At 74.8% G+C, this 14,019-nt stretch carries 12 protein-coding genes and 1 pseudogene; 9 read left to right on the forward strand and 4 right to left on the reverse strand.

Annotated elements, in window-relative coordinates:
* Positions 1–98 precede the first annotated feature (98 nt).
* On the forward strand, positions 99–1,292 hold the full coding sequence (locus tag ABZ693_RS20790) for a sensor histidine kinase (protein WP_359879207.1): 1,194 nt from the start codon (positions 99–101) through the stop codon (positions 1,290–1,292).
* 51 nt (positions 1,293–1,343) lie between these two features.
* Positions 1,344–2,024, forward strand: a complete 681-nt coding sequence (locus ABZ693_RS20795) for a response regulator (protein WP_359879210.1) — start codon at positions 1,344–1,346, stop codon at positions 2,022–2,024.
* Between the two features lie 30 nt (positions 2,025–2,054).
* On the opposite strand, the gene ABZ693_RS20800 is transcribed toward ABZ693_RS20795, so the two are convergent.
* From ABZ693_RS20800 to ABZ693_RS20810, 3 genes are all read right to left on the reverse strand, one after another.
* The gene (locus ABZ693_RS20800; protein ID WP_359879213.1) at positions 2,055–3,146 is read right to left on the reverse strand and encodes a DUF5937 family protein; all 1,092 of its coding nucleotides are present in this window, start codon (positions 3,144–3,146) and stop codon (positions 2,055–2,057) included.
* Between the two features lie 389 nt (positions 3,147–3,535).
* Positions 3,536–4,303 (reverse strand): response regulator transcription factor, encoded by a 768-nt coding sequence (locus tag ABZ693_RS20805; RefSeq protein ID WP_359879216.1) that lies wholly within the window; start codon positions 4,301–4,303, stop codon positions 3,536–3,538.
* The gene (locus tag ABZ693_RS20810) at positions 4,300–5,436 is read right to left on the reverse strand and encodes a sensor histidine kinase (protein WP_359879219.1); all 1,137 of its coding nucleotides are present in this window, start codon (positions 5,434–5,436) and stop codon (positions 4,300–4,302) included. Before ABZ693_RS20810 ends, ABZ693_RS20805 begins: the two co-directional genes overlap by 4 nt.
* A 75-nt stretch (positions 5,437–5,511) precedes the next feature.
* Between ABZ693_RS20810 and ABZ693_RS20815 the strand changes: the two are divergent.
* Together ABZ693_RS20815 and ABZ693_RS20820 are read left to right on the forward strand one after the other, a co-directional pair.
* Positions 5,512–5,734 (forward strand): annotated as a pseudogene (locus ABZ693_RS20815) (alpha/beta hydrolase); the annotation flags it as partial.
* Positions 5,735–5,931: 197 nt separating this feature from the next.
* Positions 5,932–6,375, forward strand: a complete 444-nt coding sequence (locus tag ABZ693_RS20820; RefSeq protein ID WP_359879221.1) for a nuclear transport factor 2 family protein — start codon at positions 5,932–5,934, stop codon at positions 6,373–6,375.
* A gap of 222 nt (positions 6,376–6,597) precedes the next feature.
* On the opposite strand, the gene ABZ693_RS20825 is transcribed toward ABZ693_RS20820, so the two are convergent.
* Complete coding sequence (locus tag ABZ693_RS20825; protein ID WP_359879224.1) at positions 6,598–7,806, reverse strand: threonine aldolase family protein; 1,209 nt, start codon at positions 7,804–7,806, stop codon at positions 6,598–6,600.
* Between the two features lie 466 nt (positions 7,807–8,272).
* Here ABZ693_RS20825 and ABZ693_RS20830 point away from each other — a divergent pair, with 466 nt between their 5' ends.
* The 5 genes from ABZ693_RS20830 to ABZ693_RS20850 are packed head-to-tail and all read left to right on the forward strand — an operon-like array spanning position 8,273 to position 13,864.
* Positions 8,273–9,172 (forward strand): Rossmann-like and DUF2520 domain-containing protein, encoded by a 900-nt coding sequence (locus tag ABZ693_RS20830; RefSeq protein WP_359879323.1) that lies wholly within the window; start codon positions 8,273–8,275, stop codon positions 9,170–9,172.
* On the forward strand, positions 9,169–10,191 hold the full coding sequence (panC, locus tag ABZ693_RS20835) for a pantoate--beta-alanine ligase (protein ID WP_359879226.1): 1,023 nt from the start codon (positions 9,169–9,171) through the stop codon (positions 10,189–10,191). The genes ABZ693_RS20830 and panC overlap by 4 nt, the downstream gene beginning before the upstream one ends.
* Complete coding sequence (locus tag ABZ693_RS20840; protein WP_359879228.1) at positions 10,188–12,023, forward strand: L-aspartate oxidase; 1,836 nt, start codon at positions 10,188–10,190, stop codon at positions 12,021–12,023. The genes panC and ABZ693_RS20840 overlap by 4 nt, the downstream gene beginning before the upstream one ends.
* Positions 12,024–13,058, forward strand: a complete 1,035-nt coding sequence (nadC, locus tag ABZ693_RS20845) for a carboxylating nicotinate-nucleotide diphosphorylase (RefSeq protein WP_359879230.1) — start codon at positions 12,024–12,026, stop codon at positions 13,056–13,058.
* Positions 13,058–13,864, forward strand: coding sequence for a type III pantothenate kinase (locus tag ABZ693_RS20850; protein WP_359879233.1), 807 nt, complete (start codon positions 13,058–13,060; stop codon positions 13,862–13,864). Before nadC ends, ABZ693_RS20850 begins: the two co-directional genes overlap by 1 nt.
* The last annotated feature ends 155 nt before the right edge of the window (positions 13,865–14,019 follow it).

A 14,019-nucleotide genomic window follows, 5' to 3' on the forward strand; every position in this document is an offset into this window, starting at 1 on the left:
CTCCCCTGTGCCTCCACCTTGGGAAGTAGGTGCCGGGGCGGAAGGATCGGACCCACGGTTGACTCCCGCACCCGTCCGCCTTCCCTACGCTTTGACACGTGCAGCGCATCTACGAATTCCTCCGCGGACACCCGACGGGCGTCGACGTCTCCTGGGCCGTCGTCCTTTTCGGGCTCTCGTGGGTGGGCGCGCCCCCGCTGACGGACTCGCTCGCCGCGTACGCCGTCGCCTCCACGCTGCTGAGCCTCGTGGTCGCGCTGCGCCGGCGCGTGCCCGAGAGGATGCTGCTGCTCACGGTCGCGGTCGGGCTCTTCCAGCTCGTCTTCGGAGTGAGCCCGTTCGTCTCCGACTTCGCCATGCTCGTGATCATCTACACCGTCGCCGCGACCGAGGGCCCCCGCTGGGCCTCCCGGCTCGCGCTCGTCGGCGGGCTGAGCGCCTCGACCATCTCCCAGCTGGCCTGGCCCCCGGAGATGCCGCACGCCCGCGGCCCGCAGATCTTCTTCGCCGTCATCATGACGGTGCCGTTCGCGCTGGCCTGGGTCCTCGGCGACTCCCTGCGCACCCGCCGCGCCTACTTCGCGCAGCTGGAGGAACGCGCCGCCCGCCTGGAGAAGGAACGCGAGGCCCAGGCCAAGGTCGCCGTCGCCGCCGAACGCGCCCGGATCGCCCGCGAACTGCACGACGTCGTCGCCCACAACGTGTCCGTGATGGTCGTCCAGGCCGACGGCGCCGCCTACGTCATGGACAGCTCGCCCGACACCGCCAAGCAGGCCCTGGAGACCATCGCCGGCACCGGCCGCCAGGCCCTCGCCGAGATGCGCCGGCTGCTCGGCATCCTGCGCACCGGCGAACACCAGGAAGCGGGGGAGTACGTGCCCCAGCCCGACGTCCAGCAGATCGAGGACCTGGTCGAGCAGGTACGCGGCACCGGCCTCGCCATCGACTTCAAGATCGAGGGCACCCCGCGCCCGCTGCCCAGCGGCGTCGAGCTCACCGCGTACCGCATCGTCCAGGAAGCCCTCACCAACACCCGCAAGCACGGCGGCCCGGACGTCGGCGCCAGCGTCCGCCTCGTCTACTTCGACGACGGCCTCGGACTGCTCGTCGAGGACGACGGGCGCGGCGCGCCGCAGGAGATGTACGAGGACGGCGGCGCCGACGGGCGCGGCCACGGCCTCATCGGCATGCGCGAGCGCGTCGGCATGGTCGGCGGCACCCTCGACGCCGGCCCGCGTTCCGGCGGAGGCTTCCGCATCAGCGCCCTGCTCCCCCTGAAGCCCGCCCACTAGAACCCTGCCCCTTGACCCCCCTGCCCCCCGACCCTCTAAGGAACCTCCCTTATGTCCATCCGCGTGATGCTCGTCGACGACCAGGTGCTGCTGCGCACCGGTTTCCGCATGGTGCTCGCCGCCCAGCCGGACATGGAGGTCGTGGCCGAGGCGGGCGACGGGGTGGAGGCGCTGGAGGTGCTGCGGGCCACGGACGTGGACGTGGTGCTGATGGACGTCCGCATGCCCAAGCTCGACGGGGTCGAGACGACCCGGCGGATCTGCGCCGACCCCGACGCGCCGAAGGTGCTCATCCTGACCACGTTCGACCTGGACGAGTACGCCTTCTCCGGGCTCAAGGCGGGGGCGAGCGGCTTCATGCTGAAGGACGTGCCGCCGGGCGAACTGCTCGCCGCGATCCGTTCCGTGCACAGCGGTGACGCGGTGGTCGCGCCGTCCACCACCCGCCGGCTGCTGAACCGTTTCTCGGCGATGCTGCCGTCCACCGGCCAGGACGCCCGCGCCGCCGACAGCGCGCTGCACCGGCTCACCGAACGCGAGCGCGAGGTCATGCTGCTGGTGGCGCAGGGCTTGTCGAACGGCGAGATCGCCGCCCGGCTCGTCCTCTCCGAGGCGACCGTCAAGACCCACGTGGGCCGGATCCTGACCAAGCTGGGCCTGCGCGACCGCGTGCAGGTCGTGGTCCTCGCGTACGAGACGGGCCTGGTCCGGGCCGGAGGCGGCGGCCGCTGACGTCCTGACACCGTCGCCTCCGGCCCGGACTCAGCGGAGGACGGACTCCAGGAAGTCGCTGCCGAGCCGGGCGACGACGGGGAAGTCCAGCTGGTGCAGCACGTACCGGCCCCGGCGCTGGGTGGTGAGCAGCCCGGCCTTCTTCAGGACGGCGAGGTGGCGCGACACCTCGGGGGCGGTGATCGCGTACGCGTCGGCCAGCTCGCTCGTCGAGTACGAGCCGCGCGCCAGGCTCCGGCACATGTTCATCCGCATGGGGTGGGCCAGCGCCTCCACCCGGGCCCGCACCAGGTCGACCGGCTCGGTGCCGCCGACCTCGTGCGCGGCGGCCGGGTAGTGGATGACCGGCTGCCAGCCCGGCCCGTACACCGCCGTGAGATGCGGCCAGCCGAACACGGTCGGGATCAGCGTCACCGCGGTCCCCTGGGCCGAGGTACGGCCCTGCACCAGCTTGTCGACGACGATCCGGCTGCCGTGGGCGTCCTCCTCCAGGCTCAGCGCGGGGGAGGCGGAGGCGAGGGCCTCGGCCAGGCCCTTGCGGCGCAGCAGCTCCGACTTGTGGCGGGCGTCGGAGGCGAGCTGGAAACGGACCCGGCGCCACGTGTCGCCGAAGAACGCCTCGTCGCAGTCCTCCAGGAGCCGGCGGATCCAGGCCCGCATCCCGGCCGGGTCGGCCAGCACCCGTTCGACGAACGCCGCCTGGCGCGGGCCGCGCGCCGCCGCCAGGTCGAGCGCCCGGCGCCGCGACTGCTCGTCGACCAGCGGAGAGGGCAGGCCCCGGCCGTAATGGGCGGTGCTGCACGAGATCTCCAGGGCGGAGCCGACGAACTTCTCGTCGTCGAACCGGTCGATGTCGTCCAGCTCCTCGGCGAGGGTCTCGCGGGGCTGGGCGGGGATCAGGAAGTCGGAGCGGGTGGACCGCCACATGAAGTCGGCCTCGTGCAGCCGGTCGGCGAGCTCGGGCTTCAGCGCGGCGGAGGTCGCCGTCGTCCAGGCGTGCTGCCGGGGGTGGTGGGCCGGTTCGGACAGGGCGTGCAGGGCGTTGCCCAGCTCGGCCAGCGGCGAGGGGCAGAAGGTGATCCGCTCGTGCGGCAGTCCGGTGATGTCGATGGTCACGCTCACCCCCCTATGGTGCCGGGGCCGGGGCGGGTTCTGTCGTCCCGTTTGACGAGGGCCGTCAAACGGCGGGCGGGGGCGGGGCCGCCAGACGCACGGTGAGCGCATGAACGCACTCCACCAGTACCTCTTCGACAGCTACCGGGCCGCCCGGCTCGGCGAAACCCCTCCACCGGCCCCCGGCACCCACGACCGCGCCGTCCTGCGGGCGGTCCTGAGGTGGGGCCGGCCTCCCCGGCCGAAGACGGGGGCCGTCCCGGGGACGGGCGAGGCTCCGGGGCAGAGATCCGAGCCCCGGCCGGGCCGGGGACGGGGTGAGGACAGATCGGGCGAGGGACGGGGCTAGGACGGATCGGGTGAGGGGCGCGGGGCAGGGGCGGGCGCCCGGTGTCGTGTCAGCCCACGACCCCGGGCACGACCAGGCCCGTCTCGTACGCGATGACCACCGCGTGGGTCCGGTTCTGCGCGCCGAGCTTGGTCAGCACGTTCCCGACGTGCGTCTTCACCGTCTCCAGGCGCACCCCGCACGACCGCGCGATCTCCGGGTTGGACAGGCCCGTGGCCATCAGCCGCAGGACCTCTTCCTCCCGGCCCGTCAGCGCCGCCCGCGGCAGCGCCTCGGCGGAGTCCCGCGGGCGGGCGGTGACCATGCGGCGCAGGGCCGCCGGGAAGAGGATCGCCTCGCCCGCCGCGACCACCCGCACCGCTTCCGCGATCTTGGGGACCGGGAGCCGCTTGAGGACGAAGCCACTGGCCCCGGCGCCGAGCGCGGCGGTGACGTAACCGTCGTTCTCGAAGGTGGTGATCACCACGACCTTCGGCGGCTCGGCCGGCCCGGTCGGGGTGGTGGGCTCGGCCGGCCCGGCGAGGAGCCGGCGGGTGGCCTCGATGCCGTCGAGGCGTGGCATCCGTACGTCCATGAGGACCACGTCCGGCCGCAGCAGCCGCGCCCGCTCGACCGCCTTGACCCCGTCGGCGGCCTCCCCGACCACGGTGATCCCCGGCTGCGGACCGAGCAGCGTGCACAGCCCGCTGCGGGTCACCGCGTCGTCGTCCGCGATCAGCAGGGATACGGGGGCGAGGGGGGTGGCGGGAGAGACGGGAGGGGCCTCGGCGGCGTCCGGACCCGGGGTGGCCGCCGCGCCCGCGTACGAGCCGGTCATGCGGCCGACCGTACCGGCAGCCGGACCGCGAGCCGCCAGTGCTCCGGCCCGTCCGGACCGGCCTCGAACGCGCCGTTCAGCAGCCGTACGCGCTCGGCGAGCCCCGGCAGGCCGTGCCCGGACGTCGGGAAGGAAGCCCCCGTACCCGGTTTCGGCCCCGTCCCGCGACGGTTGACCACACCGAGCTCCAGCGCGTCCGGTCCGGCCGCCACCGTGACCCGGACCGGACCGCCCGCGCCGTGCCGCAGCGCGTTCGTCAGCCCTTCCCGCAGGATCCGGTACGCCGCCCGGGAGAGCGTCCCCCGTACCCGCGTGAAGTCGCCCGAAATCTCCGGCTCGACCACCGTGCCCGCGTGCCGCAGCCGGTCCAGCAGCTCGGGCAGGTCGGCCAGGTTCCGGGCCGGCGCCGTGCCGCCCTGCTCCCCGCGCAGCACGCCCAGCACGTAGTCCAGATCCTCCAGGGCGGCCCGGGTCGACTCCTCGATGCTGCGCAGCGCGGCCCGCGCCGCCACCGGGTCGGCGCCCGGCACCTCGCCCGCCACCGCCGCCTGGATCGTGGCGGCCGTCAGCGTATGACCGATCGAGTCGTGCAACTCGTGGGCCAGCCGGTTGCGTTCCGCCAGCTCCCGCTCCCGCTCCGCCGCCAGCGCGAGCCGCTCGGCCGACGACGGGCCGAGCAGCCTGGGCGCCAGCCGGCGCAGGGCGTACGTCACCGCCGGGCACAGCGCGACCGCCGTCAGCAGGCAGACGAGCGCCGCCACCCAGCTCTGCCAGCCGCTCTCCGGCCGCAGCGACCAGCCACCCACACTCAGCCCGGCCTCGGCGCCCGCCCAGCCACCGGGCAGGAGAAGGGCCGCGAGGAACAGCAGGATGCTCAGCTGCGCCCCCGCCCACCCCAGTGCCACGTGCGCAAGCAGCCAGACCGGGGTCCGCCAGCGGTCGGCGCCCGGAGCGGGCGAACCAGCCGCCACGGCAGCCGGCGAGCCCGCCCGCCGGCGGTCGTCCACGGGGTCCGGCAGCGGCACCCCCAGCATCCGCCGCGCGCACGCGATCAGCACCCGCCGCGTCGTACGGGCCAGCCCGATCACACCGATCAGCACGGACCAGACCAGCAGGGCGAGAGCGCCTTGCACGCCCACGGGCGTGGACGGCCACATCAGCGGTGGCAGCACCGCGAACGGCAGCAACGGCAGGCTCGCCAAGGCGCGCAGAACGAGTGGGACTCGCAGACGCCCCTCTTCGCCCGGCCAGGCCATGCACCGGGCCCTGCGCGGCTTCCGGATGCTCACCGTCGCGGGCGGCGAGGGACACGGCGTCCTCTACGCGCCGGACGGCGACTCCTGCGCGGACAAGGCCGCCACGACCTACCTGACGACGGGCCGGCTCCCCGCCGAGGACGTGACCTGCCAGGCCACGGACGCGCGGAAGTAACAGGGCCCCGGGCCCCCTCCGGACCCCCTCCGCCCCCGGCGAATCTCAGTCCCGGGGGCCTCCCCCCCCGCCCCCCCACCCCACCCCCTCGCCCCCGCCCACCCTGTGTCCGGGCATGACCTCCGGGGTCATCGACCGTGCTCGCTCGCTGCAGCAAGGTGGTGTGCGTCAACGGGATCACAGCCTGAGGAGCGACCATGACCACCACATCTGCCGCCAGCACCGCGAGTTCGGTCACCGAGGCCACCCGGCACGTCGTCCAGGAGTTCCTCGCCGCCCGCATGGCCGGCGACGTCGCGCGGCTCGTCGAACTCTTCGCGGACGAGGTCGACTGGCTGCTCGCCGAGAACCCCGGCGTCCCGTGGATCCGGCCGCGCACCACCGGCGCCGAATGCGCCGCCCAGTTCACGGAACTGGTCGAGCACACGGTGGCGGAGGACGGCCGGGCCTCCGTCGACGCGTTCCTCGTCGACGGCACCGACGCCGTCCTGACCGGGCACGTCTCGGGGACCGTGCGCGCGACGGGGAAGACCTACGAGGGCCCCTTCGCCCTGCGGCTCACCGTCGAGGACGGCCGGATCACCCGGCATCACCTCTACGAGAACAGCCTGTCGATCGCCGAGGCGTGCAAGCCTTCCTGATTCCCGACCCGCCGACCTGGTGACCTACTGACCTACTGACCTACTGACCTACCGACCTCCCGAGTTCTCGCGTTCTCGAATTTCCGTTTTCCGCATCCGGTCAGGCCCGGGCACGGGCCCCGCCGAGGGCGCCGCCCCGAGGGAGACGGGCCGCCGGCCGTGCGGAAGGCCCGGGCCCTCCCGCAGGGCCGCGCGCTCAGCCCGCACTCCTGGCCGCGGGCCCTACGCCCGCACGCGCGCCAGGAACCCCCGTACAGCCTCCTTCACGTCCTCGGCCGTCCACTCCAGACCCGGTGCGTTCACCGTCACCTCCGTCGACGCCACCCCCGGCGGGCCGCCCGCGGGCGCCGGGAACCAGCGGCGGAACAGGGCGGTGCCGGTGTCCTCCGCGAGGGCCACGCCCGCCGCCGTGAGGGCGTCGGCCTCGTACGGCAGCCACACCTGGAACTGGTGCGTCATGGGTATCTCCGGGTGCACCCGGAACCAGCCGACGCCCTCCTTGGCGAAGGCCTCCCGCAGCGCCTCCGCCACGATCCGCGCCTGCGCGATGTACGCGGGCAGCCGCGGCAGCTCGGTGTCGAGGCCGCGCAGCGCGGAGAGCGCCACCGGGTACTGCTGGAAGAGCATGCCGCCGTAGCGGTGGCGCCACAGCCGGGCCTCCTCAACCAGCTCCTCGGGCCCGACGAGCGCCGCGCCGGAAAGGCCGCCGAGCGACTTGTAGAACGAGACGTACACACTGTCCGCCAGGCCCGCGATCTCCGGCAGCGTGCGGCCGAAGTGTGTCGTGCACTCCCACAGCCGGGCCCCGTCGAAGTGGACGACCGCGTCCCGCTCCCGGGCCGCCTCCACCGTCTCCACCAGCTCGTCCCAGGACGGCAGCACGAATCCGGCCTCGCGCAGCGGCAACTCCACCATCAGCGCCCCGAACGGCTCCGGGACGTCCCGTATCTCGTCCGCCGTCGGCAGCCGCGGTTCCTCGGTCGGGTGGACCGTGCGCAGCCCGCTCACGGTGCCGAACGCGGCGTCCTCGTGCACTTCCGGATGGCCGAGCGGGTGGAGGGCGACGACCGGGTTGCCGGTGCGGCCGGCCCAGCAGCGCAGGGCCACCTGCTGGGCCATCGTGCCGGTGGGGAAGAAGACCGCGGCCGGGAAGCCCAGCTCCTCGGCGACCCGCCGCTCCAGCTCCTCCACCACGCCCGACCCGTACACGTCGGGCACCTGCCCCGCGTGCGGCGTGGTCTCGGCCCAGTCCGCCAGCTCCCGCAGCCCGTCGGCCACCGTGGTGTCCAGCGGCGCGTGCCACAGCCTGCGCGCCGCCCCGCGGAACACCCGCGCCCGGTACTCCCCGTCCATCGGCGCCGCCTGCTCGTCCCGAGCCGTCGCCGGCGCTGCCTCTTCGCGTCGCTCTTCCGCGAGCCGATCGGATTCCATGGCCCGATGATGGGTCATGCGGGGGCTTTCGAGCACGGGGTTATCCACAGCCTCGGGATGATGGTCATACCGCCGACGCGCATGCCCCCCGACCGGCCGAGGGCCTGGCCCACCGACCGGCTCACCGACCGACCTGCCGAACCAGCCCGCCGACCGGCCGGCCGGCACCCCATCGACGGACCGCCGACGGACCGCCGGTAGACCGCCCCGCAGACGGTCGGCGGCCCGCCCGCCGACCACCGTTTCCCCGGCGGTTTCCCCGGCGGTTTCACCCCCGCCCCGCCCCCGCCCCGCCCCCGCCCCGCCCCCGTCCCGTCCCCCGCGGACAGCCCGTGAGGGGCCCCGAACGCTGGCGTAGCATGACGAGAAATCGTCCGGTACCCCCCGCGGACTGGAACGGAAGGCCGAACCCCACACCGTGAACGCACCCCCAGAACCCCAGCCCCCCGAGCCCCGGCAGCCCCACGTGGACCGTGCCGAGGACCGCCCCGCCCGGCTCACCGTCGGAGTCGTCGGAGCCGGCCGCGTGGGCCCCGCCCTCGCCTCCGCGCTCCAGCTCGCCGGACACCGTCCGGTCGCCGTCTCGGCGGTCTCCGACACGTCCCGGCGCCGCGCCGCGATCCTCCTGCCCGACGTCCCCGTCGTCGAGCCCGCCCGCGTGCTCGCCCTCGCCGACCTGGTCCTGCTCACCGTCCCCGACGACGCCCTGCCCGGGCTCGTCGAGGGTCTGGCCGAGACCGGCGCCGTGCGCCCCGGCCAGCTGCTCGTGCACACCTCCGGGCGGTACGGCGTCCAGGTCCTGGACCCGGCCCGCCGGGCCGGCGCCCTGCCGCTCGCGCTGCACCCCGCCATGACCTTCACCGGCACCTCGGTCGACGTCCAGCGGCTGGCCGGCTGCTCCTTCGGCGTCACCGCCCCCGAGGAGCTGCGCCTGGCCGCCGAGGCCCTGGTCATCGAGATGGGCGGCGAGCCCGAGTGGATCGAGGAGGCGAACCGTCCGCTCTACCACGCGGCCCTCGCCCTCGGCTCGAACCACCTGGTCACCCTGGTCGCGCAGGCCATGGAGCTGCTGAGCGCCGCCGGGGTCTCCGCCCCGGACCGGATGCTCGGCCCGCTGCTCGGCGCGGCCCTCGACAACGCCCTGCGCTCCGGCGACGCCGCCCTCACCGGCCCCGTCGCCCGCGGCGACGCGGGCACCGTCGCGGCCCACGTGGCCGAACTGACCAAGCACGCGCCCGGCACCGTCGCCGGCTATCTCGCGATGGCCCGCGCCACCGCCGACCGGGCGCTCGCGCACGGCCTGCTCAAGCCCGAGCTGGCCGAGGATCTGCTGGGCGTGCTCGCCGAGGGGGACGACCACCGATGACCACCACCCTGACCCCGGTCCGTACGGCTGCCGACCTGCTCGCCCTGCCGCACGGCGGCGGCCCCCGCGCCGTCGTCATGACCATGGGCGCCCTGCACGAGGGCCACGCCACCCTGGTCCGCGCCGCCCGCGACCGCGTCGGCCCCGACGGCACCGTCGTCGTCACGGTCTTCGTCAACCCGCTGCAGTTCGGCGCCGGCGAGGACCTCGACCGCTATCCCCGCACCCTCGACTCCGACCTCACCCTCGCCCGGGCGGCCGGCGCCGACGCCGTTTTCGCCCCCTCCGTCGACGAGGTGTACCCGGGCGGCGAGCCGCAGGTACGGATCACCGCCGGCCCCATGGGCGAACGCCTGGAGGGCGCCTCCCGGCCCGGCCACTTCGACGGCGTCCTCACCGTCGTCGCCAAACTGCTCCACCTCACCCGTCCCGACCTGGCCTTCTTCGGCCAGAAGGACGCCCAGCAGCTGGCCCTGATCCGGCGCATGGCCCGCGACCTAGACTTCCCGGTCGAGATCGTCGGCGTGCCGACCGTCCGCGAGGCCGACGGCCTCGCCCTGTCCAGCCGCAACCGCTACCTCTCCACCCCCGAGCGCCACACCGCCCTCGCCCTGTCCCGTGCCCTGTTCGCGGGCGGCGACCGGCTCGCCGCCCAGGAGGCGCTGCACGCGCGCGCCACCGCCCTGCCCGGCGCCCAGGGCCGGGTCGGGGACCGCGCCGAGGCACTGTCCCGGCTCGGCGAGGCCCGCGCCGCCGCCGACGCGCACGCGGTCGCCCAGGCCGCCGACCGCTGCGGCGCCGGGGCCGGTGCCGTACGGGCCGCCGCCCGTGCCGTCCTCGATGACGCCGCGAAGGCCGAGCCGCCGCTCAACCTCGACTACCTGGCCCTCGTCGACCCGGCCGACTTCACCGAGGTCGCCGACGACCACGTCGGCGACGCGGTGCTCGCCATCGCCGCGCGCGTGGGCGCCACCCGGCTCATCGACAACCTCCCCCTCACCTTCGGAGCGGCGAAGTGACCGGAACCGAACCGACCGGAAGAGAGACGGCCGGCCCCGAGCCGACCGGGATACGGCTGCACGCGCCCGCCCCCGGCTGGACCGTCGACGCCGACATCGTCGTGGTCGGCTCCGGCGTCGCCGGCCTGACCGCCGCCCTGCGCTGCACGGCCGCCGGGCTCCGTACGGTCGTCGTCACCAAGGCACTCCTCGACGCCGGCTCCACCCGCTGGGCCCAGGGCGGCATCGCCGCCGCCCTCGGCGAGGGCGACAGCCCCGAGCAGCACCTCGACGACACGCTCGTGGCCGGCGCCGGACTGTGCGACACCGAGGCCGTCCGCGCCCTGGTCACCGAAGGCCCCGGCGCCGTCCGCCGGCTCATCGAGACCGGCGCCGCCTTCGACGTCACCGCCGACGGTGGGATCGCGCTGACCCGCGAGGGCGGCCACCACCGTCGCCGGATCGCGCACGCGGGCGGCGACGCGACCGGCGCCGAGATCTCCCGCGCCCTCGTCGAGGCGATACGCGCGCGTGGCGTGCGCACCATCGAGAACGCGCTCGTCCTCGACCTCCTCAAGGACGCCGACGGCCGTACGGCCGGCGTCACCCTGCACGTGATGGGCGAGGGCCAGCACGACGGCGTCGGCGCCGTCCACGCCCCCGCCGTGGTCCTGGCCACCGGCGGCATGGGACAGGTCTTCTCCGCGACGACCAACCCCTCCGTCTCCACCGGCGACGGTGTCGCGCTCGCGCTGCGCGCCGGGGCCGAGATCTCCGACCTGGAGTTCGTCCAGTTCCATCCGACGGTGCTGTTCCTCGGCGCCGGCGCGGAGGGCCAGCAGCCGCTGGTCTCCGAAGCGGTACGGGGCGAGGGCGCCCACCTCGTCGACGCCGACGGGGTCCGCTTCATGCTCGGGCAGCACGAGCTGGCCGAACTGGCGCCCCGCGACATCGTCGCCAAGGCGATCACCCGCCGGATGATCGAGCAGGGCGCCGAGCACATGTACCTCGACGCCCGCCACTTCGGCGCCGAGATGTGGGAGAACCGTTTCCCGACGATCCTCGCCGCCTGCCGGGCGCACGGCATCGACCCCGTCACCGAGCCCGTCCCCGTCGCCCCCGCCGCGCACTACGCGTCCGGCGGCGTCCGCACCGACCTGCGCGGGCGTACGACCGTTCCCGGCCTCTACGCGTGCGGGGAGGTCGCCTGTACGGGCGTGCACGGCGCGAACCGCCTCGCGTCCAACTCGCTCCTCGAAGGCCTGGTCTTCGCCGAGCGCATCGCCGCCGACCTCGCCGCGCACGGCCCGCACCGGGACGTCGCCCCGGCCCCCGAGCACCGTACGGAGAGCCCGGACACCGAGATCTGGGCCGAGTTCGGCTCCGCCGACGGCCCCGACGCGGGCCCCTGGGCCGTGACCGAGCCCGCCGCCGGAAACGGCGCCGCCGTCCTCACCCTGCTCGCCCCCGAGGCCCGCCGTGACGTGCAGCGGATCATGACCCGCGGCGCGGGCGTGCTCCGCTCCGCCGCGAGCCTCGCCGAGGCCGCCGCCGGCCTCGACGCCCTGCGCCGGGGCGCGGCCGAAGCCGGCGGCCGCAAGGCCGCCGAGCCGGGCGTGGACTCCTGGGAGACCACCAACCTGCTGTGCGTCGCCCGCGTCCTGGTGGCCGCCGCCCGCACCCGCGCCGAGACCCGCGGCTGCCACTGGCGCGAGGACCACCCCGACCGCGACGACGCGGCCTGGCGCCGCCACCTCGTCGTACGCCTGACGCCGGACCGGCGCCTGACGGTCACCCGTACCGCCACCCCGGACTTTCCCGCCGTAACCCCCGATGCACCCAGGGAGCAGTAAGTGACCACGCCGAGCACCCCCGAGGAGAGCCGTCCCGAGCCCGTGGACGTTCCCCTGATCCAGATCACCTCCGTGGCCGACGACGGCGAGCCGGCCGGCGGCTGCGGCGACGGCTGCGGCTGCGGCGAGGCCGACGAGTTCGAGTGCGGGCTCGACCCGGCGCTCGCCGAGCTGCTCGCCGACGCGGGCCTCGACCCGGTCCAGGTCGAGGACATCGCGCACCTGGCCATCGCCGAGGACCTCGACGGCGGCGTGGACGTGACGACCGTCGCGACCGTCCCCGAGGACGCGGTCGCGACCGCCGACTTCACCGCCCGCGAGGCCGGTGTCGTGGCCGGTCTGCGGATCGCCGAGGCGGTCCTTTCCATCGTCTGCACCGACGCGTTCGAGGTCGAGCGGCACGTCGAGGACGGCGCCCGGGTCGAGGCCGGCGAGAAGCTGCTCAGCGTCACCGCCCGCACCCGCGACCTGCTCACCGGCGAGCGCAGCGCCCTCAACATCCTGTGCCGCCTGTCCGGCATCGCCACCGCCACCCGCCGCTGGGCGGACCTCCTCGACGGCACGAAGGCCAAGGTCCGCGACACCCGCAAGACCACCCCCGGCCTGCGCGCCCTGGAGAAGTACGCGGTGCGCTGCGGCGGCGGCGTCAACCACCGCATGTCGCTGTCGGACGCCGCGCTGGTGAAGGACAACCACGTGGTGGCGGCCGGCGGCGTGGCCGAGGCGTTCGAGGCCGTGCGGAAGGCATTCCCGGACGTCCCGATCGAGGTCGAGGTCGACACGATGCACCAGGTCCGCGAGGTCCTGGACGCGGGCGCCGACCTGATCCTGCTGGACAACTTCACCGTCGGCGAGACCGAGGAGGCCGTCGCCCTGGTCGCCGGCCGCGCGGTCCTGGAGTCCTCCGGCCGGCTCACCCTGGACAGCGCGGCGGCCTACGCGGCCACCGGCGTCGACTACCTCGCCGTGGGCGGCCTCACCCACTCCTCCCCGATCCTCGACATCGGTCTCGACCTGCGCGAGGTGCGCGCCTGATGCTGCTCACCATGGACGTCGGCAACACGCAGACGGTCCTCGGTCTCTTCGACGGCGAGGAGATCGTGGAGCACTGGCGCATCTCGACGGACCCGCGCCGCACCGCCGACGAGTGGGCGGTGCTGCTGCAGGGTCTGATGGGCATGCACCCGCTGCTCGGAGTCGAGCTGAGCGAGGGCATCGCGGGCATCGCGATCTGCGCGACCGTCCCGTCGGTGCTGCACGAGCTGCGCGAGGTGACCCGCCGCTACTACGGCGACGTCCCCGCCGTCCTGGTGGAGCCGGGCGTCAAGACGGGCGTCCCGGTCCTCACCGACAACCCCAAGGAGGTCGGTGCCGACCGCGTCATCAACGCGGTCGCGGCCATCGAGCTGTACGGCGGCCCGGCCATCGTCGTCGACTTCGGCACGGCGACGACGTACGACGCCGTCACGCCGCGCGGCGAGTACGCGGGCGGCGCGATCGCCCCAGGCATCGAGATCTCCGTCGAGGCACTGGGCGTCAAGGGCGCCATGCTCCGCAAGATCGAGCTGGCCCGGCCGCGCAGCGTCATCGGCAAGAACACCGTCGAGGCCATGCAGTCCGGCATCGTCTTCGGGTACGCGGGCCAGGTCGACGGCGTCGTCGCGCGGATGAAGCGCGAGCTGGTGGGCCCGAACGGGGACCCGTCGGACGTCACCGTCATCGCGACCGGCGGCCTCGCGCCGATGGTGCTCGCCGACTCGAAGGAGATCGACGAGCACGAGCCGTGGCTGACCCTGATCGGACTGCGTCTGGTGTACGAGCGGAACGTGACGCGGATGTAGCGGTGCCGGGCCACGGGGCGGGCGCCTCGGCGGCTGCCCCCGGCCCCGGCCCGGCGGTCCCTGGCCTGGGGCCGCCCCCGGCCCCGCCCCTGGCCTTGGCGGCCCTGGCCCGGTGGTCATATGCCCGGTCCACCGCCCCGGCCCGGCGGTCATAT

The organism is Streptomyces laurentii, from assembly GCF_040635425.1.
Classification (GTDB): Bacteria; Actinomycetota; Actinomycetes; order Streptomycetales; family Streptomycetaceae; genus Streptomyces; species Streptomyces laurentii.

Bases quoted from the DNA above. Each gene is read 5' to 3' on its own strand.
- ABZ693_RS20850 (WP_359879233.1), top strand. From the start codon at position 13,058: ATGCTGCTCACCATGGACGTCGGCAACACGCAGACGGTCCTCGGTCTC.
- ABZ693_RS20795 (WP_359879210.1), top strand. From the start codon at position 1,344: ATGTCCATCCGCGTGATGCTCGTCGACGACCAGGTGCTGCTGCGCACC.
- ABZ693_RS20820 (WP_359879221.1), top strand. From the start codon at position 5,932: ATGACCACCACATCTGCCGCCAGCACCGCGAGTTCGGTCACCGAGGCC.
- panC (WP_359879226.1), top strand. From the start codon at position 9,169: ATGACCACCACCCTGACCCCGGTCCGTACGGCTGCCGACCTGCTCGCC.
- ABZ693_RS20825 (WP_359879224.1), bottom strand. From the start codon at position 7,806: ATGGAATCCGATCGGCTCGCGGAAGAGCGACGCGAAGAGGCAGCGCCG.
- ABZ693_RS20805 (WP_359879216.1), bottom strand. From the start codon at position 4,303: ATGACCGGCTCGTACGCGGGCGCGGCGGCCACCCCGGGTCCGGACGCC.